Origin of the sequence: Streptomyces sp. NPDC088350, assembly GCF_044753545.1 — a bacterium.
Lineage (GTDB): Bacteria > Actinomycetota > Actinomycetes > Streptomycetales > Streptomycetaceae > Streptomyces.
Genome location: NZ_JBIVNL010000002.1, coordinates 1,011,716 through 1,029,911, shown reverse-complemented (window position 1 = coordinate 1,029,911; position 18,196 = coordinate 1,011,716). Strand labels below are relative to the sequence as shown.

Here is an 18,196-nt window from a genome sequence, read left to right as displayed (position 1 = left end):
GCCCCCCCCGCGTGGGGGGTTTTACGGGCCGTTTTTTGAGGCTGCCCTTAAAACCCGCCGGGGGCCGGGGGGGGGGGCCCCCCCCCCGGGGGGGGGGGCCCCCCCCCGCCCCCCCCCCCCCCCCCCGACGGTGTGTGGGGACGGGGTGGTTCGCTTACCTGGTCAGTTCTTTTTCTTCTTGAAGACGGTCTTGCCGGTCAGGGTCCAGCTGCGGGACGCCACCGTGGTGCGGTGCTTGTCCTTGGCCGTGACCGTGATCCTGAACCGGGTGCCGTCCGGCAGTGGGGCGGACAGATGGACGGACACCTTGTGGGTCGCCCGGTCGTAGGAGACGAGGGCCGTGATGTGGAGCTTCCTGGCCGTCTGGGAACCCTTCAGGACGGTCACGGTCGCCCTGACGGACGACACCGCCGCCTTGGCCGGCACGGCCAGGACGAGGGGGCTCGCCGCGTCGGCGGTGTGCGCCACCGAGGACGCGGTCACCTCCGAGGCGGCGACCGACGCCGCCAGGGACGCGCTCGGGTCGTCGGCGGTGAAGACGGGGCCGACCCAGTAGTTCGCGGATCCGTAGGAACCGTTGGGGAAGGCCGAGTCGGTGCCGTACTTGTAGAGCCCGTTGTGGTGCGTGGTGGTGTCGGCCGTGGCCGTCAGCGGATAGGACTTGTGGGCCGCCGCGAAGTAGCCGCCGTCCACCGCGTAGTTGCCGTTCGGCGCGTGGTAGGAGACGACGTACGAGGTGTCGGCGGTGATCGCCACCGGGGTGGCGAAGGTCAGCGTCTGCCAGCCGGAGGCCGTCTCGTTGGTGAAGGTGCCGCCGGCGAGCAGGGTGCCGTCGTCGGTCCACAGGCTGCCGGTGTGGGTGCCCGTGTTGCCGGTGCCCTTGTAGAAGGTGACACCGGTGACCCAGCCGGCCGCCGAGGAGGTGAACCGGGTGCCCAGCTCCACGGAGTTGGGGTCGGCGGTCATGTCGGTGGTGGCCGGTACCGCGGAGGAACTCCACAGCGAGCAGGGGCAGGTGACCGCCGGTGGCGTGGAGCTGGTGGTGAAGGACCAGGTCACCGGGTCCGTCATGGCGTTGCCCCACACGTCGGAGGCCTGGACGGACGCGGTGTACGCGGTGTGCAGCTCCAGTTCCGTCGACGGGGTGAAGGTCGCCTTGTTCGAGGCGGGGAAGGTGACCGCGCCCGGCACGGTGTTGCCGTTCGGGTCCTTCACGGTGAAGGTCACGCTGTCGGTGTCGAGGGCCGAGCTGAAGGTGGCCGACACCGGTGACGTGATCGACGCGTCGGTCGCCCCGGAGGTCGGGGAGGTCGAGGAGACGGTCGGCGGGGTCGTGCTGGCCGTCGAGGTGTCCAGCACCACGTCGACCCAGTAGTTGCTGCCGGAGGCCGCCGAGGACGGGAAGGAACTCGTCGAGCCGTAGTGGTAGACGCCGTTGCCGCCGTCGGTGCCGGTCTTCAGGGCCGTCAGCGGCGCCAGGCCGGCGTCACCGCTCGCGAAGGTGGGATCGTAGGAGTATCCGCCGTTGGGGGCGAAGTACGAGGCGACATAGGTGGTGTTGGCCTTGACGGTGACCGGGGTGGCGAAGTTCAGCTGCTGCCAGCCGGAGGCCGTCTCGCCGGTGAAGGTGCCGGTGGCCAGGCGGGTGCCGGAGGCGGTCCACAGGCTGCCGACGTGGGTGCCGGTGTTGACGGGCGACTTGTAGAAGCGGACGCCGGTGACCGAACCGGCCACGGTGGTACGGAACTTGACGCCGAGCTCCACCGAACCGCCGTCGCCGGCGTTGACGGTGCCGGGCACGGCCGAGGCCGGCCAGATGGTGCACGGGCAGGCCTGGGGGCCGACGGTCAGCGGGATGGTGGTGACGGCGCCGATGTTGACGCTGTCGTCGACCGCGCGCACCTTGACGGACGCGGAGCCCGGGGTCGTGGGCGTCCAGCTGTAGCTCCAGGACGCGAGGCCCTTGGCGGCCTCCCAGGTCGATCCGCCGTCGGTGGACACCTCCACGCGGGCCACCACTCCGCCGGAGTCGGTGGCGGTACCGGTGATGGTGACCGGCTTCAGCGCCGGGACGGTGGCCCCGGAGGCCGGGCTGGTCACGGTGATCGCCGGGCCGGTGGTGTCGGTGGAGGCGGTGGCGGCGACGAGGTTGCTCTGCAGGCTCTTCGGCTGGACGCCCATGTCGGCGAGGACGTTCACCGTCGCCTGCTGCATCCGGGAGTCCGCGGTGACCACCGTGTCGTCGGGGTTGTAGGTGGGCACGTTGGTCAGGCCCCACGACCACTGCACGGTCCCGGAGCCGAACACCAGGGCCCCGGAGGTCTGGTCGCGGAACTCGACGAGATTGTGCGTCGCCGTGCCGTTGCCGTAGAGGTTGCCCCAGTCCAGCCGGTAGGTGCCGTCGGTGATGTCCACGGTCGTGGACGAGACGTCGATCTCACCGGCGGGTCTGGTGCTGTTGTCGAGGTCGCTGTCCCACTCGTAACCGAGCGTGCCGGTCGGGAAGGTCGCGGTCTGGCTCGACGTGAGGCTCGCGATGGAGGTGTTGCGCCAGATCCGGTTCTTGCCGTACGCGCCGGGGACGGTGATCGCGTCGTTGCGGTAGCCGTTCGCCTGGAACATCGAGCCGGTGAGGATGTTCGGCGGCTGGTAGGTCTGGCCGTAGTTGGTGCTGGTCGGGTCCATCCAGGTGCCGGTCCAGACGCCGCTGGGGTCGGCGATGCCGTTGTTGAACGCCATCTTGGTCATCTTGTAGCAGACCAGGGTGCGGTCGGCCGTGCTCGTGCCGTCGATGCTGGGGGCGAGCCGCGTCTTCCAGAAGACCTCGTTGCCGCTGAAGAAGCCCTGCTGCACGCCGGCCTTCCGCGCCGCCAGGACGTTGGAGTACTGGCTCTGCGTCCAGTACTCGTCGTGGCCGGACGACATGTACATCTTGTGCTTCTCCAGCAGGGTGGCGCCGCTGCTGGACGACACGTCCACGCCGGACAGATAGCTGACGTCGTAGCCGTTGCGTTCCAGCCAGGACAGCATCATGTACTCGGAGCCGTAGATGCCGTTGTCGCCGCCGATGTCCAGCGGCCGGTTGTAGCTGACCTCGTAGGCGCGGCCGTCCGGCGCGGGGCCGGTGCCGCCGTACAGGTCCTGGCCGCCGTAGTCGTTGTAGGCCTGCCAGGTCTGGTCGCTGGTCTGCACGACGACGTCGGAGGTGCTGGAGTCGTTGCGGACGACGAACGGGTACGGCATCAGGCCGTCGCCGTTGGTCTGGGTGAGGTTCGCGATGTACAGGCCGGACACGGCGTCGCTGGGCACGGTCCAGGTCGCGGTCACGGGCCAGTTGCCGCAGTCGACCAGGCCGGTGCTGCTCTTGGTGGTGCAACTCGCGGGCGCGGTGGTGAAGTTGGCCGGATACGTCACGGCCGCCTGGGCCGCGGTCGACATCTGGCGCGCGCCGTCGCCGCCGTACCAGCCCAGCCGGTAGATCTGGACGTTGTACGCGGACTTCGACTGGACCTTGAACTGGACGGTGTCACCGGCCTGGACGCTCTCCTTGGTGGAGAAGCCCTTGATGTCGCCGTAGGCGTTCGGCGAGAACCAGTCGGACATCGGGCTGCCCGTCTTGGAGTTCTCGCAGACGATCGGGTTCGAGCCCGAACCGCACGGGTCGGACGCCGCCTGGGCGGACCCGGCGAGCGGGAGCACGGCCAGTATGAGTGCTGCTACGAGGGCTAGGCGGCTGCCCCGGAGCCGTCTGCTCCATCTGTTCATGTGTACCTCTCAGCGGTGCTGTGCAGGAGCGACCCGTGAAGTCGGGATTGGTGCGTGAGCGGGGACCGGTCAGCCGCGAAGCGCGTGGGCGAGCGTGTCCACGACTCGTTGCTGCTGGTCAGGGGTGATCTGCGGGTACAGCGGAAGCGACAGGATCCGGTCCGCCGTCTGCTCGGCGTGCGGGAAGTCGCCGCGGGCGTGGCCGAGATGCCGGTACGCCTCGGTGAGATGGACCGGGGCCGGGTAGTGCACCCCGGCGCCGATGCCCTCGGCGTTGAGCTTGCCGACGACGGCGTCGCGGTCCGCGCCGGCGACCCGCACGACGTACAGGTGCCACACGTGGAGGTTGCCGGGCGCCGTCACGGGGAGCACGACCCGTCCGGCGTCGGCGAGTTCGGCGAGGAGCGCGTCGTAGCGGGCCGCGGCAGCTCGCCGGGCCGCGTTGCCGTCCGCGAGCCGGGCCAGCTTCGCGCGCAGGACGACGGCCTGGAGTCCGTCCAGGCGGCTGTTGAACCCGGGGACGTCGTGGCGGTACTTGGCGACTCCGCCGTGGTTGGCGATCGCCCTTACCAGGCCCGCGCGTTCCTCGTCGTCGGTGAGCACCGCGCCCGCGTCGCCGTAGGCGCCGAGGTTCTTGCCCGGGTAGAAGCTGGTGGCCGCGATCCCGGCGCTGCCCGGGGTGCGGCCGTCGCCGGTCGCGCCCTGGCACTGCGCGGCGTCCTCCACGACCCTTACGTGGTCGGGGAGTTGGGCCGCGAGTCCCGTCACGTCGGCCATCTGCCCGTACAGGTGCACCGGCACGACCGCGCGGGTGGCCGGGCCGACCGCGTCCACGGCGGCCTGCGGGTCGAGGAGATACGTGTCGGGCAGGCAGTCCGCCAGGACGGGCCGCGCGCCGATCCGGGCCACGGCGCCGACGGTGGCGATGAAGGTGTTGGCGGGGATCACGACTTCGTCGCCGGGGCCCACCCCGCTTGCGCGCAGGGCGAGTTCGACGGCGTCGGTGCCGTTGGCGACGCCCACGCAGTGCGCGACAGCGCCGAAGTCGGCGTACTCGCGCTCGAAGGCGCCCACCTCGTCGCCGCCGATGAACGCGGTGTTCGCCAACACCCGCTCGAATCCCTCGCGTACGTCGTCGGCGACCTCGGCGTGGGCCGCCTTCAGATCCACCAGCGGTATGTGGTTCATGCGACTGGTCCCCCCAGTTGCTGTGTCGACAGTTCGTCCAGCGCGGGCGCGGGCGCCGCGCGCAGTCTGCGGGCCGGGCTCCCCGCCCAGACCTCGCCCGGCGGTACGTCGCCGAGCACGGTGCTCCCCATCCCGATCAGCGACCAGGCGCCGACCGTCGTGCCCTCCCTGATGAGGGCACCGGATCCCGCGTAGGCGCCCCGCTCCAGCCGTGCCCCGCCCCCCAGGCGGACCCCGGACGCGAGGGTGGCGTACTCCTCGACCACGTCGTCGTGGGTGAGGACGACGTGCGGCATCACCGCGACATGCGCGCCGACACGGACGGCGGCGGTCAGGACGCAGTGCGCGAGCAGGACCGAACCGGGGCCGACCGTCGACGACCTGGACACCGACGCCGTCGGGTGGACCACGGTGGCGTAGCGGTCCTGGGTCAGGGCGAGCCTGCGGACCAGCCGGGCGCGGGCCGCGTAGTCCCCGGGGTTGCCCACGCAGACCACCACCCGGGCGTCGGGCAGCTCGTGGACCAGGTCGCAGCCGCCGAGGACGGGGACGCCGTCCACCTCGGTGCCGTGCAGGGCGGGGTTGTCGTCGAGGTGCCCGAGCAGCTTGAACTCCCCCGCGTCCGCCACGGCCTGAGCCGTTTCCCGCGCGAATCCGCCCGCGCCGACGATGACAAGTCCGTTCATCTTCGGGCCTGTTCGGTCAGGGCCGCGACGACCCGGTCCTGCTGGGCCTCGGTCATGGTGTGGAACAGCGGCAGGATCAGCGAGTCGCGGCTGATCCGCTCGGTGACCGGCAGCGGTACGGCGGGGTGGTCCGCGTAGGCGGGTTCGAGGTGCGAGGCCATGATGCCGCGCCGGGCGGAGACGCCTGCGTCGGCGAGCGCGGCGAGGAGGTCGTCCCGGCCGACGGGGAAGTCCTCGGCCAACTGCACCCAGTAGGACTGGTAGTTGCTCTGCCCGTGCGCGGGATCGGTGACGGGGGTGAGGCCGGGGACGTCGCGCAGCAACGCGGCGTAGCGGGCGGCCAGTTCGCGGCGGCGGGCGATCATCGCGTCGAGCTTGCCGAGCTGGACGAGGCCGATCGCGGCCTGGACGTCCGTCATCCGGTAGTTGTAGCCGACCTCCACGTACTGCTCCAGCACGGGCTTGTTGCTCGCGTGGCGCTCGGCGGCCGAGGCGCTCATCCCGTGCTCGCGCAGCCGTCGCAGGCGGGTCGCCCACTCGGCGTCGTCGGTGGTGATCATGCCGCCCTCGCCGGTGGTGACGACCTTGCGCGGGTGGAAGGACCAGGCGGCGATCAGCGCGCCGTGTCCCACCGGCTTGCCGCCGACGGTCGAGCCGATGGCGCAGGCCGCGTCCTCGACGAGGGGCAGGTCCCAGTCGGCGCAGGCGGCGCGCAGCGCGTGCACATCGGCCGGTACGCCACCCTGGTGGACGGCGAGTACCGCCCTGGTGCGGGGAGTTCGGACGGCGTCCACGGTGGCCGTCGTCAGGTTGCCGGTGTCGGGGTCGACGTCGGCGAACACGGGCTCGGCCCCGACGTAGCGCACGGCGTTGGCGGTGGCGATGAACGACAGCGAGGGGACGACGACCTCGTCGCCGGGGCCGAGGCCGAGCGCCACGAGCGACAGGTGCAGGGCGGTGGTGCAGGAGCTGACGGCGATGCCGTGCTCGGCGCCGACCCGCTCGGCGAAGGCCTTCTCGAAGGCGGCGACGCGGGGACCTTGGGCGACCCACCCGGACAGCACGGCGTCGGAGGCGGCCTTCGCCTCGTCCTCGCCGAGCCAGGGGATCATCACCGGGATGCGGTCGGTGCTCACTTGGCCGCCTCCCGCTCCGCGCGCCACCACTCCACCAGGTCCTTGAGGCCCGTGCGCAGGTCGATCCGTGCCGTGAAGCCGAGCCGGTCGGCGGCCCGCGAGGTGTCGGCGAGCCGCCGGGTCACCCCGTTCACCGCGCGGGCGGGTCCGTGCTCCGGCTCCAGGCCGGTGGCGCCCATCGCCTCCAGCAGGCCGTCGGCGAGGTCGCGCAGCGAAGTCTCCGTACCGCAGGCGATGTTGAAGACCTCGTCGGTGAGATCCGACTCGGCGGCCAGGAGGTTGGCCCTGGCGATGTCGCGGACGTCGACGAAGTCCATGGTCTGGGTGCCGTCGCCGAGGATCAGCGGCGGCTCGCCCGCCTCGATGCGCTCCATCCAGCGGATGAGCACCTCGGTGTAGAGGCCGTGGATGTCCATACGGGGGCCGTAGACGTTGAAGTAGCGCAGCGCCACGTAGTCCAGTCCGTACATGGCGTGGAAGCTGCGCAGCATGCCCTCGTTGAAGGCCTTGGCCGCGCCGTAGAACGTGTCGTTGTTGTACGCGTGGTGGCGTTCGGTCGTCGGGAAGGTCTCGGCCATGCCGTAGACGGAGGCCGAGGAGGAGGCGATCACCTTGCCCACTCCGGCCTCGACGGCCGCCTCCAGGACGTTGAAGGTGCCGTCGACCAACACCTCGTTGGCGAGCCGGGGTTCCTCCGCGCACTGGGTGATGCGGATCGCGGCGAGGTGGAACACCAGGTCGGCGCCCTCGGTGGCCTTCCGTACGGTCTCGGCGTCCCGGATGTCGCCCTCGACGACCTCCACCACACCGCTGGGCAGGGCCTGGGCGAGGTTGGCCCGCCGCCCGCGCACGAAGTTGTCGAGTACGACGATCTCGCGGGCGCCGCCCTCGGCCAGGAGGTCGACGAGGTTGGAGCCGATGGTGCCCGCTCCCCCGGTGACCAGGATCTTCTTGCCGCGTACGCTGCTCAACTGCTGTGCCCTCTCGATGATGTGGTGGGTCAACGTCCGGCGCGCAGGCCGACGACCGCGCCCTTGAACGCGAGACTTCGCGACGCCGCTTCCAGGATGTCCAGCACCCGCAGGCCCGCCCGGCCGTCGGTCAGCGGCGGGCGGCCCTCGCCGATCGCGTCGGCGAACTCGTCGACCATGCCGCGCAGCGCCTCCTTCTCACCGAGGGCGGGCGCGACCATGTCCCCGGAGCGGTAGGAGACGAGCATGTCCCGGCGTTCGTCCGCGCCGATCTCCTGGGGCGCGGCCAGGTCCACTCCGCGGTCGTAGACCGCCACGCGCTGGAGGGGGTTGAGGTCGTCCCAGACGAGGGTGCGCTTGGCGCCGCCCACCATGGTCGTGCGGACCTTGGTCGGGGAGAGCCAGTTGACGTGCACGTGGGCGATGGCCCCCGTGTTGAGCTGGAGCGTCAGATAAGCCACGCAGGCCTGTCCGGCGCCGATGGGATCGGCTCCGTGGGCGGCGACGGCGACCGGTTCGACGTGGTCGGGGAGGATGAAGTCCAGGATCGACAGGTCGTGCGGGGCGAGGTCCCACATCACGTCGATGTCCTTCTGGACGAGCCCGAGGTTGATGCGGACCGAGTCGACGAAGTGGATCTCGCCGAGTTCGCCGGAGCGGACCAGCTCCCGGATACGGCCCACCGCGGGCGTGTAGCAGTAGGTGTGGTCGCACATCAGGGTGAGACCGCGCTCCTCCGCCTCGGTCACCAGCCGCATCCCGTCGGCGTAGGTCGCCGCGAGGGGCTTCTCCACGAGGACGTGCTTTCCGGCGCGCAGCGCGGCCAGCGCGATGTCGAGGTGGGTTCCGGCGGGCGTCGCCACGGCGACGGCGGCGACGGTCGGGTCGGCGAGGACGGCCGCGTAGTCCGCGGTGGCCTCGACCGTCGAGTAGCCGCCGAGGACCCGCCGGGCGCGGTCCACGTCGAGGTCGCACAGCCGGCGCAGCCGGAACCGGTCGCTGGCCTGGAAGTTGCGGACGAGGTTGGGTCCCCAGTAGCCGGCCCCGACGACCGCGACCCCCAACGGCTCCCTGGTCTGCGTCACGTGGTTCTTCTCCCCTTGGCCCATCAGCGGGCCCCCGTTGTCCATCAGTAGGCCCCCGTTCCGCGCACCACCGCGGAGCCGGTGCGCAGCAGAATCTCCAGGTCGAGTCCCATCGACCAGTTGTCCACGTAGCCGAGGTCGAGCCGGACCGCCTCGTCCCAGGGCAGGTCGGAGCGTCCGCTGACCTGCCACAGCCCGGTCAGGCCGGGCTTCACCAGCAGCCGGCGCTTGACCTCCGGCGTGTACTCCTCCACCTCCTCGGGCAGCGGGGGGCGGGGGCCGACGAGCGACATGTGGCCGCCGATCACATTGATCAGCTGCGGCAGTTCGTCGAGCGAGGTGCGGCGCAGGAAGGAGCCGACGCGGGTGATGCGCGGGTCCTGCTTCACCTTGAACAGCAGTCCGTCGCTGTTCTGGTTGAGGTGCTCCAGCTCCGCCCGCAGGTCCTCGGAGTCCGTCCGCATGGTGCGGAACTTCAGCATCGTGAAGTAGTCGCCGTAGCGGCCCGCCCGCTGCTGCCGGAACAGCGCGGGCCCGGAGCTGTCCAGCCGGACGATCAGGGCGATCAGCAGCAGGGGCAGGGCGAGGAGCGCGAGGAGCAGCGCGGCGAGCGAGCGGTCCAGGACCTCTTTGGGGAGCCGGGAGGCCCGGGAGAGGTTCGGCGCCTGCACCCGCACCAGGGGCACCCCGTTGGTGGGGCGTATCTCCAGGCGGGCGGCGGAGACATCGGTCAGCACGGGGGCCAGCAGGAAGTCGACGCCCTGCACGGCCGCCGTCCAGGACATCCGGCGCAGGACGGCCGCGTCGAACTCGGGGGCGGGCAGCGCCACCACGGTGCCGATGCCCAGGGCCTGGATGACGTCGTTCATGTTGCCGACACCGCCGAGGACGGGGAGGCCCAGCTTGCGTATCTCGGCGGCGTTCTCCGGATCGCTCAGGCACACCCCGGCGGCGTGCAGTTCCTGTGCTCCGCCGCGCCGCAGCACGGCGACCAGGTCCGCGACACCGCGGGCCGGCCCGACCAGGAGGGTCGCGCTGCCGCCCCTGCCCCGCGCCCATCGCCGGTGCAGCCTGCGGCGCAGCGCGTACCGGACGGGAAGGGCGATCGCCACGGCCGGTATCGCGGCCATGACCATGTCATGAAGGAGGCCCGAATCGTGGGTGAACAACCAGTACGCGGCCACGGCCAGCGCGGGCAGTGCGACGGCCCCGCGAAGCACCCGTCGGTACTCCTCGGTGCCCAGGCCCAGGGCGCTGCGGTCGTAGGTGCGGTGGGCGAGCATGGCCGCGATCCATGTCGGCGGCAGCACCAGGGCCACCGTCCAGCGGCCGTAGGCCGCGTGGATCACGAACGCGGCGGCGACAGCGGCGAAGCTGTCCGCGACCAGCAGGACGAGCCGGTACTTGTGTTCCCAACGTCTTCGACGAGCTTCCGGAGTTCTGCGTTCCACAACCAGCAGCTCATGCGTGACCTCAATGGTCATGGCCCCCCACCACATGCGCGGTTACCGATGCGCTCTCCTACACAACGGCACAGGAAAAACGAGGGAGCTTCAGCGGTTCCCCAACCACCTCATGCGCCCTGCATGTTGGTCACTGCCTGTCTCGCACCTGTTGCACGACCTCGTGTCCTGACCTGCGGTCAGGAACGAGTTCCCCACCCAAACCGGTGCGGCGGCCCTCAATCTAGACCACGGACCGCAGGCACGGGAACACTTGGACGAAACACACATCGCAATAGAGACACCGACGGCATACTGCACCAGGTGACGAGCATTGTGATACCGGCCCACAACGAGGCGCGAGTCATCGGCCGCCTCCTGGATTCGCTGTTGGCCGATTCTCGCGGGGACGAGCCGGACATCGTGGTGGTGTGCAACGGCTGTACGGACGACACCGCGCGGATCGCGGCCGAACGCGGCCCGCGGGTCCGGGTGGTGGAGATCCCCACCCCCTCCAAGCACACCGCTCTGCGGACGGGCGACGACCACGCGCGCGGCTTCCCGCGCCTGTACGTGGACGCCGACGTCGTGATCGGGGGCGCCGACGTACGGGCCCTGACCGAGCCCCTGGACGACGCCACCTCGGGCATCCTCGCCACCGCCCCGGAACGGCGGATCCCGCTGGCCGACTGCGCCTGGCGGGTGCGCGCCTACTACCAGGTGTGGCAGCGGCTGCCCGCCGTACGCGAGGGGCTGTTCGGCCGGGGCGTCATCGCGGTCTCCGAGGCGGGCCACGCCCGGATCGCCGCGCTGCCCCCGCTGATGGCGGACGACCTGGCCGCGTCCCTGGCGTTCGCCCCCGAGGAACGACGTGTCGTCGGCGCGGCCGGCGTGGTGGTCCATCCGCCGCGCACCTGGCGGGACTTGATCAAACGCCGGATCCGGGCCGCCGTCTCCACCGCCCAGGTCGAGGAGCACAAGGATCCGGCGGAGGCCTCGGCACGGACGAGCAAGGCGGACCTGACGGCCGTGCTCCGCCGGGAGCCGAGGCTGTTCCTCGCGGTCGTCGTCTTCGTGACGGCCGCCGTCGTCGCGCGAAGAAAGGCCGAAAAGACGATCCGGGCACAGGACTTCGGCACCTGGCTACGGGACGAGAGCAGTCGGCAGAACTGACCGCACCGCACCTGGAGTCCTCGATCATGTACCTCACCGACCGCTCCGCACCGACCGGAGCGGACACCGCACAGCGCCGAAGACGCGGCCCGGCATCCCGGGCCGCCCCGGTCGTGTTCGTGCTGGGCACGGTCAGCCTCATCACCGACATCTCCTCGGAGATGGTCACCGCCGTCCTGCCGCTCTACCTCGTCACCACCCTCGGCTTCAGCCCGCTGGGCTTCGGCGCCCTCGACGGCGTCTACAACGGCGTCAGCGCGCTGGTCCAGCTCGTCGGCGGCCACCTCTCCGACCGGGTCCGCAACCACAAGCTGATAGCCGGCCTCGGCTACGGCCTGTCCGCCCTGTGCAAACCGCTGCTCCTGCTGGCCGGCAGCATCGGCACCCTCGGCACGGTCCTCGCCCTGGAACGCACCGGCAAGGGCCTGCGCACCGCCCCGCGCGACGCGATGATCTCCCTGTCCACGGCGCCCGAGAACCAGGGCCGCGCCTTCGGCGTGCACCGCGCCATGGACACCACCGGCGCGATGCTCGGCCCGCTCGCCGCCTTCTTCATCCTCCGCGCGGCCACCGACGGCTACGACGCGGTGTTCGGCGTGAGCGCGTGCGTCGCCGCGCTCGGCGTGCTCGTCCTGGTGCTGTTCGTACCCGGCAGGCAGCAGGACGCAAGGGCTGACGGACACGATGCGGGCGCCGGCCGGAAGACCCGTCAGGACGAACCCGGCGACGGAGCCGTGCCGCCCGTGGCCGCGACGGACGGCGGTCGCCCCGGCGGCACGCCCGAAGCGCTCGCGCCGCGCGACGGGCAGCGGGGTGGAGCAGGCGCGGCGGACGACCGCCGCCCGGTGGACGCACGCATCGTGCCGACGCCACACGGCGAACAGCGCAACGCGCCATCGGGCGAGTCGAGTCCAGAACCCGGCAAGCGCCCCGTCGACCTGCGCGAAGCGCTCGCCCTGCTACGGCTGCCGCGCCTGCGGGCGCTCGCCGGCTGTGCCGCGCTGCTCGGTCTCACGACCGTCAGCGACGCCTTCGTCTATCTGCTCCTGCAACGGCGCGCGGGCATCGGCGAACAGTGGTTCACGCTGCTGCCGTTGGGCACCGCCGTGGTGTTCCTGCTGCTCGCGATGCCCGTCGGCGCGCTGGCCGACCGGATCGGCCGCCGCACGGTGTTCCTCGCCGGGCACGCGATCCTGCTCACCGCCTACGCCCTCCTCCTCTGGGCCCCGGCCACCCCGGCACTCCCCCCTCTCGTCCTCGCCCTGCACGGCATGTTCTACGCGGCCACCGACGGCGTACTCCCGGCCGCGCTCGCCGACATCGTGCCCGAGCAGCTGCGCGCCAGCGGTCTCGCCCTCGTCGGCACCTCCCAGGCGCTGGCCCGGTTCTGCTGCTCGCTGGCCTTCGGCGCCGCCTGGACCGTGTGGGGTGACGGCCCCGCGCTCGCGGGCGCGGCGGTCGGCCTGTTGTGCTGCGCGTCCGTCGCGGGCATGGTGCTACGACCGACCGCCGGAACCCGATCATGACCACCACAGCCCCAGGGAACCAGATGCCACCGCTCCGCCGCCGCCTGATCGTCCTCGTCACGGCGGTCCTGCTCCTCACCGGCCTCGGAACGGGCGTGGTCCTGCACGCGGCAGCCCGCGCGGACCGGGCGAACAAGCCGCGCTCCGGCGACCCCGCCGTCAGCACGGGCACGTTGACACTCGACCAGAAACGCCGCCTGACCTTCGTCAACGCGGCGGCCGGCCCCCACCGCACCGCGATCGCCTCGGTCCCGTCCACCGACCCCGGGGGCGGACGGACCGCCTCGAACCTGAAGTGCGTACGGTTCTACGCGGCGGCCGGCACCGGCGTCTGCCTCCAGTCCACCCCCGGCGTCCTGCGGCAGAGCAACCGCGCGCTGCTCCTGGACGCCGACCTCCGTACCCTGCGCACCTTCCCGCTCGCGGGGACCCCCAGCCGGGCCCGGGTCTCACCGAGCGGCCGGTTCGTCGCCTGGACCGTCTTCGTCTCCGGCGAGTCCTACTCGTCCGCGTTCTTCTCCACCCGGACCTCGGTCCTGGACACCCGCACCATGAAGCTGACGCCCAGCCTGGAGACGTTCTCGATCACCCTGGACGGCAAGCCGTACCACGCCTCGGACATCAACTTCTGGGGCGTCACCTTCGCCTCCGACGACGACACGTTCTACGCCACCCTCAACACCGCCGGCAAGACGTACCTGGTCCGGGGTTCCCTCTCCCGCCAGTCGGTCACCACCCTGATCCAGAACGTCGAATGCCCCTCCCTCTCCCCCGACGGAACGAGGGTCGCCTTCAAGAAGCGGGTCCTGTCCCGCACGGACCTCTGGCACGAGTACGTCCTCGACCTCAAAACCCTGCGCGAGACACCCCTCGCCGAACGCCACAGCGTCGACGACCAGGCCACCTGGCTCGACAACGACACCGTCGCCTACGCCCTCCCCGCCAACGGCAAGGTCGGCACCACCGACCTGTGGAGCGTCCCGGCGAACGGCACGGGCACACCACGCCTGCTGATCGCGGACGCCTCTTCACCGGCGCCGCTGTAGGAGGATCACCTACGCCGCGCCGGGCACCGGCCGGCGACCGACCACATCGGAGGCGATGGCCCTGATCACCCTGGATCTGCACCCGTTCTTCCGCAGCGACCGCGACATCGACACGGCCCTGCGGCAGACCCTCTTCAAGGCCGCCGCCACCGGGGTCGACATCGTCCAGATCATCCCGGGCAAGGGGACGGGCCAGCTGAAGAAGCGCGTGCTGGCCGTGCTGGCGCAGAAGCACCTCAAGAAGCTCTACGCCCGTGTGGAGACGGATCCGACCAACGCCGGCCGGATCCTGGTCCACCTGCGCTGACTCCGTAAACAGTTGGTCTAGTCCTCTTGACGGTGCCCTCCGTCAGCGGTTTGGTATGTACCAATATCCCGCACAGTCCACCCCCACCACTCCGCGCCCCGTTGGGCATCCCCGAGAGGGGTACTGTCATGCACCTGGCAAAATGGGCGGCTGTGTCCGCCCTCGCGCTCGCGGCCACCGGCGTCACCGTCGACCTGGCCCCCGCGAGCAGCGCCGCGGGAAGCAGCGTCTACTCCGTGGCTCCCTACGTCGACATGTCGAACAGTCAGGAAGGACTGCTCGACACCGCCATCACCGGACACCGGCTGAAGGCGTACACCGCCGCCTTCGTCCTCGGCGAAGGCTGCACCCAGATCTGGGGCGACACACTCCCCATCGGCAACGACTCCTACACCGACCCCGAGATCGCCAGGGCGAAGTCCGAGGGCGCCTCCGTCATCGTCTCCTCCGGCGGAGCGAGCGGCGAACCCCTCGCGTGGACGTGCTCCACCCAGAGCAGCATCGACGCCGGCTACCAGGCCATCATCAACGACTACGGCGTCACCCGGCTCGACTTCGACATCGAGGGTGCCGCCATCGCGGACACCGCGGCGGCGGCCCGCCAGATGCAGGCGATGAAGGACCTCAAGGCGTCCAACCCGAGCCTCCAGTTCTCCATGACCCTCCCGGTGCTGACGAGCGGTCTGACGGGGGACGGCGTCAACATCCTCAAGGCCGCCAAGACCGCGGGCATCAAGATCGACGTGGTCAACATCATGGCCATGGACTACTACGCGGGCACCGGCACCGAGATGGGCCAGGGCGCGGTCTCCGCGGCGAACGCCACGCTGGCCCAGATGCAGTCCGTCGACTCCGGTTACACCTACGCCAACCTCGGCATCACCCCGATGATCGGCAAGAACGACGACGGTTCCACCTTCACCCTGGCGGACGCCCAGACGGTGGAGACCTTCGCCGCGCAGAACAGTGTCGGGCGGCTGGCGTTCTGGGCCGTCACCCGCGACCAGGCGTGCGGCGGAAGTGCCAACTCGCTGCCCACGTGCAGTGAGATCAGCCAGAACAGCCTCGCGTTCACCGACGCGTTCGTGCCCTACGAGGGCAGCTCGGGCGGCGGCGGAGGCACCACCACCGACTTCTCCCTGTCCCTGTCACCGGGCTCGGCGTCGGTGGTCCAGGGCGGTTCGGCGACGGCGGCCGTCGCCACGGCGGTCACCTCCGGCAGCGCCGAGTCCGTCGCCCTCTCCTCCTCCGGCGCACCCTCCGGCGTGAGCGTCTCCTTCAGCCCCAACTCCGTGACATCCGGCGGCGGTTCGACACTGACGGCCACGGTCGGCTCGTCCGTGGCCGCGGGCACCTACCCGATCACCGTCACCGGCACCGCCGCGACCGGCAGCCACAGCGCGACGTACACACTGACGGTCACCACGAGCGGGAGCGGAGGCGGCGGGGGTTCACTGACCAACGCGGGCTTCGAAACCGGCGGCCTGACCCCCTGGACCTGCACGGGCGGCAGTGCGGTGGTCTCCACCCCGGTCCACAGCGGAAGCCACAGCCTCCAGGTCACCCCGAGTGCGAGCAGCACCGGCGAATGCGACCAGACCGTCGCCCTGTCCCCCCATACGAGCTACACGCTGACCGCCTGGGTGCAGGGCCCGTACGCCTACGTCGGAGTCAGCGGCGGCGCCTCCGCGAGCACCTGGTCGACCAGCACGACCTGGAACCAGCTCACGGTCGCCTTCACCACCGGCAGCAGCGGAACGGTCACGGTCTACGTCCACGGCTGGTACGGCCAGTCCGACGTCACCGCCGACGACTTCACCCTCGGCTGAGCCGCGAACACCATCGCCACCCATCGTGACCATGCCCGCCCGGGGATCCGGGGGAACCGGATCCGGGGCGGGCCGTGGTCATGGCCGAACGCGCGGGACGAGGGGTACGGGTCAGCGGCGGCGCAGCATCTCAGCCCGCTCTCGTGAGTCTGTTTCCTCGCTGTGACATGCTCGGACAGCGGCTTGCCCAAGCTCCTGAAACGCAGAAGGTGCCAGCCGAAATACGGCTGGCACCGGTATGCGCACTGTATGTGTCCGAGGGGGGACTTGAACCCCCACGCCCGTTAAAGGGCACTAGCACCTCAAGCTAGCGCGTCTGCCATTCCGCCACCCGGACCAGGTGTCCGCCACCTGATTCGGGGTGTTCCCCGCGGCGACATGGACAACAATACCAAGCTTTCGGAGTGCCTTTCACCTGCATATCCACCCCTGCGAGGGCGGCTCGCGGAAGGCCCCCGACCTGCGGGAAGCCGCCACCACCGGTGAACCGTCCGCTACGGAAACCGGCCGGATTCCGCCCCTCACTCCCGCTCCGCGAGCACCAGGGTCCGCAGCGCCCGGAAGAGCGACACCGCCGCGTCCTCGTCCAGCGGAGCGAGGAACCGCCGCTCCGCCGCGCGGCGGGCGTTCTCGGCCCGGCGGAGGCAGTCCTGACCCGCCGCTGTCAGTTCGACGATGTTCTTACGGCGGTCCTGCGGGCTGCGGCGCCGCTCCACCAGTCCGTGATCCTCCAGGCCGTCGATCAGCGACACCATCGTGGTGCGGTCGACCCCGAGCCGTCCCGCGGCCTCGACCTGCGACAACGGCTCACCCGCCGACAGCACCACCAGTACGGCCAGCTCATGACCGTCCACTCCGTACGGCGCCAGCGCCTCGGCGGACGTCCTGGCCAGTTGGGCCTGGGCGTGCTTGAGGAGATAGCCGAGCCGGGACTCCAGAGGGGTGGGGTATGGATCGTTGGCCATTCACCGACTGTATCCCGACTGAATCCCCGTCCTGATCGTCAGCACGGCTGATGATTGGCTACGCTGACGGCCATGACGGACAAGACAGAAGCGACCGCCGTGCGTTTCGGGATCAAGACGACCCCCATGCATGTGCCGTACGAGGACATCCGGCGGGTCTGGCTGGAGGCCGACGCAGTGCCGGAGATCGCGGACGCCTGGCTGTGGGACCACCTGCTGCCGGTCGCCGGGCCGAAGGACGGGCAGATACACGAGGGCTGGACCCTGCTCAGCGCGCTCGCCGCGCAGACGGAGCGGCTCCGTCTCGGACTCCTCGTCACCAGCAACCGCGTCCGCCCGCCGGCCGTACTCGGCAAGATGGCGTCCACGGTGGACGTGATCTCGGGCGGCCGTCTCGTCCTCGGGCTGGGGGTCGGCGGCACGCATCAGCCGCCGGGAGCCGGAGGCATCGAGGGCGCCAATCCGGCGATCGCCGAGTACGAGGCGTACGGCCTCTCGCTCGTCCCACCCGGCGAGGGCCTCGCACGGCTCGCGGAGACCGTCGCGATCCTGAAGGGGATGTGGACCCGGGACGTCTTCGACTTCGAGGGCCGCCACTACCGCCTCCGGGGCACGCGTTGCGAGCCCAAGCCCGTACAACGGCCCGGTCCCCCGCTGCTCATCGGCGGCTGGGGCACCCGGCTGCTGCGACTGGTCGCCGAGCACGCCGACGTCTGGAACGTTCCAGGGCCGCCGCACCAGTCCGTCGACCACGTCGCCGAACGCGCCCGCGTCCTGGACGCGCACTGCGCCGAACTGGGCCGCGACCCGGGCACGATCACGCGGTCGGTGCAGGTCCTGGTGTCGTACGACGACCCGGCCACGACCCGGGAGACGGTCCGTCGGCTCATCGGCGCCGGGATGAACCACATCGTGCTGAGCCTGCCGCGCCCCTATCCGCAGGGCGTGGCCCGATGGCTGGCCGACGAGATCATCGCCGGGCGGCACTCCGTGGACGCGAGTGCCGCCCGGCCGCCGATCACGGCGTGAGCCGGTGCCTGCCGGCGACAACCCGGGGCCGTACCCACCGGTCCCGAC

Annotated in this window: 14 protein-coding genes and 1 tRNA gene; 6 read left to right on the top strand and 9 right to left on the bottom strand. The window is 70.9% G+C overall.

Annotated features, from left to right (window positions below; translation table 11 throughout):
- Positions 1-162: 162 nt before the first annotated feature.
- The 7 genes from ACIQBL_RS09730 to ACIQBL_RS09700 all read right to left on the bottom strand — a co-directional run bounded on the left by ACIQBL_RS09730 (position 163) and on the right by ACIQBL_RS09700 (position 10,315).
- Positions 163-3,765 (bottom strand): DUF4082 domain-containing protein, encoded by a 3,603-nt coding sequence (locus ACIQBL_RS09730; RefSeq protein ID WP_401938813.1) that lies wholly within the window; start codon positions 3,763-3,765, stop codon positions 163-165.
- A gap of 69 nt (positions 3,766-3,834) precedes the next feature.
- Positions 3,835-4,953 (bottom strand): DegT/DnrJ/EryC1/StrS family aminotransferase, encoded by a 1,119-nt coding sequence (locus ACIQBL_RS09725; RefSeq protein WP_401938810.1) that lies wholly within the window; start codon positions 4,951-4,953, stop codon positions 3,835-3,837.
- Entirely contained in the window at positions 4,950-5,639 is a 690-nt protein-coding gene (locus tag ACIQBL_RS09720; protein WP_401938808.1) for an acetyltransferase, read from the bottom strand. Before ACIQBL_RS09720 ends, ACIQBL_RS09725 begins: the two co-directional genes overlap by 4 nt.
- Positions 5,636-6,775 carry a DegT/DnrJ/EryC1/StrS family aminotransferase gene (locus ACIQBL_RS09715; RefSeq protein WP_401938806.1) on the bottom strand — a complete coding sequence of 380 codons (1,140 nt, stop codon included), beginning with the start codon at positions 6,773-6,775 and terminating at the stop codon, positions 5,636-5,638. Before ACIQBL_RS09715 ends, ACIQBL_RS09720 begins: the two co-directional genes overlap by 4 nt.
- Positions 6,772-7,779 carry an NAD-dependent epimerase/dehydratase family protein gene (locus ACIQBL_RS09710; protein WP_401938804.1) on the bottom strand — a complete coding sequence of 336 codons (1,008 nt, stop codon included), beginning with the start codon at positions 7,777-7,779 and terminating at the stop codon, positions 6,772-6,774. Before ACIQBL_RS09710 ends, ACIQBL_RS09715 begins: the two co-directional genes overlap by 4 nt.
- The gene (locus ACIQBL_RS09705) at positions 7,776-8,831 is read right to left on the bottom strand and encodes a Gfo/Idh/MocA family protein (protein WP_401938802.1); all 1,056 of its coding nucleotides are present in this window, start codon (positions 8,829-8,831) and stop codon (positions 7,776-7,778) included. Before ACIQBL_RS09705 ends, ACIQBL_RS09710 begins: the two co-directional genes overlap by 4 nt.
- A 44-nt stretch (positions 8,832-8,875) precedes the next feature.
- Positions 8,876-10,315 (bottom strand): sugar transferase, encoded by a 1,440-nt coding sequence (locus ACIQBL_RS09700; protein WP_401938799.1) that lies wholly within the window; start codon positions 10,313-10,315, stop codon positions 8,876-8,878.
- Between the two features lie 282 nt (positions 10,316-10,597).
- On the opposite strand from ACIQBL_RS09700, the gene ACIQBL_RS09695 reads away from it, so the two are divergent.
- From ACIQBL_RS09695 to ACIQBL_RS09675, 5 genes are all read left to right on the top strand, one after another.
- Positions 10,598-11,446: a glycosyltransferase gene (locus tag ACIQBL_RS09695; RefSeq protein ID WP_401938797.1), complete on the top strand. Its 849-nt coding sequence runs from the start codon at positions 10,598-10,600 to the stop codon at positions 11,444-11,446.
- Positions 11,447-11,472: 26 nt separating this feature from the next.
- The gene (locus ACIQBL_RS09690) at positions 11,473-12,972 is read left to right on the top strand and encodes an MFS transporter (protein ID WP_401938795.1); all 1,500 of its coding nucleotides are present in this window, start codon (positions 11,473-11,475) and stop codon (positions 12,970-12,972) included.
- Positions 12,969-14,018 carry a TolB-like translocation protein gene (locus ACIQBL_RS09685; protein WP_401938793.1) on the top strand — a complete coding sequence of 350 codons (1,050 nt, stop codon included), beginning with the start codon at positions 12,969-12,971 and terminating at the stop codon, positions 14,016-14,018. Before ACIQBL_RS09690 ends, ACIQBL_RS09685 begins: the two co-directional genes overlap by 4 nt.
- Positions 14,019-14,073: 55 nt before the next feature.
- On the top strand, positions 14,074-14,325 hold the full coding sequence (locus ACIQBL_RS09680; RefSeq protein ID WP_401938791.1) for a Smr/MutS family protein: 252 nt from the start codon (positions 14,074-14,076) through the stop codon (positions 14,323-14,325).
- A 128-nt stretch (positions 14,326-14,453) separates the two neighbouring features.
- Complete coding sequence (locus tag ACIQBL_RS09675; protein WP_401938789.1) at positions 14,454-16,154, top strand: carbohydrate binding domain-containing protein; 1,701 nt, start codon at positions 14,454-14,456, stop codon at positions 16,152-16,154.
- A gap of 252 nt (positions 16,155-16,406) precedes the next feature.
- Here the strand turns inward: ACIQBL_RS09675 and ACIQBL_RS09670 are convergent.
- Both ACIQBL_RS09670 and ACIQBL_RS09665 read right to left on the bottom strand, forming a co-directional pair.
- Positions 16,407-16,491: transfer RNA gene (locus tag ACIQBL_RS09670), tRNA-Leu, on the bottom strand.
- A 184-nt stretch (positions 16,492-16,675) separates the two neighbouring features.
- Positions 16,676-17,119, bottom strand: a complete 444-nt coding sequence (locus tag ACIQBL_RS09665; RefSeq protein ID WP_401938787.1) for a MarR family winged helix-turn-helix transcriptional regulator — start codon at positions 17,117-17,119, stop codon at positions 16,676-16,678.
- Between the two features lie 72 nt (positions 17,120-17,191).
- Here ACIQBL_RS09665 and ACIQBL_RS09660 point away from each other — a divergent pair, with 72 nt between their 5' ends.
- The gene (locus ACIQBL_RS09660) at positions 17,192-18,148 is read left to right on the top strand and encodes an LLM class flavin-dependent oxidoreductase (RefSeq protein WP_401938784.1); all 957 of its coding nucleotides are present in this window, start codon (positions 17,192-17,194) and stop codon (positions 18,146-18,148) included.
- Positions 18,149-18,196 lie beyond the last annotated feature (48 nt).

What these genes read in the sequence shown, in the direction of transcription:
- ACIQBL_RS09730 (WP_401938813.1), bottom strand. Translation starts at nt 3,765, where the DNA reads ATGAACAGATGGAGCAGACGGCTCCGGGGCAGCCGCCTAGCCCTCGTA.
- ACIQBL_RS09725 (WP_401938810.1), bottom strand. Translation starts at nt 4,953, where the DNA reads ATGAACCACATACCGCTGGTGGATCTGAAGGCGGCCCACGCCGAGGTC.
- ACIQBL_RS09720 (WP_401938808.1), bottom strand. Translation starts at nt 5,639, where the DNA reads ATGAACGGACTTGTCATCGTCGGCGCGGGCGGATTCGCGCGGGAAACG.
- ACIQBL_RS09700 (WP_401938799.1), bottom strand. Translation starts at nt 10,315, where the DNA reads ATGACCATTGAGGTCACGCATGAGCTGCTGGTTGTGGAACGCAGAACT.
- ACIQBL_RS09690 (WP_401938795.1), top strand. Translation starts at nt 11,473, where the DNA reads ATGTACCTCACCGACCGCTCCGCACCGACCGGAGCGGACACCGCACAG.
- ACIQBL_RS09685 (WP_401938793.1), top strand. Translation starts at nt 12,969, where the DNA reads ATGACCACCACAGCCCCAGGGAACCAGATGCCACCGCTCCGCCGCCGC.
- ACIQBL_RS09680 (WP_401938791.1), top strand. Translation starts at nt 14,074, where the DNA reads ATGGCCCTGATCACCCTGGATCTGCACCCGTTCTTCCGCAGCGACCGC.
- ACIQBL_RS09675 (WP_401938789.1), top strand. Translation starts at nt 14,454, where the DNA reads ATGCACCTGGCAAAATGGGCGGCTGTGTCCGCCCTCGCGCTCGCGGCC.
- ACIQBL_RS09665 (WP_401938787.1), bottom strand. Translation starts at nt 17,119, where the DNA reads ATGGCCAACGATCCATACCCCACCCCTCTGGAGTCCCGGCTCGGCTAT.
- ACIQBL_RS09660 (WP_401938784.1), top strand. Translation starts at nt 17,192, where the DNA reads ATGACGGACAAGACAGAAGCGACCGCCGTGCGTTTCGGGATCAAGACG.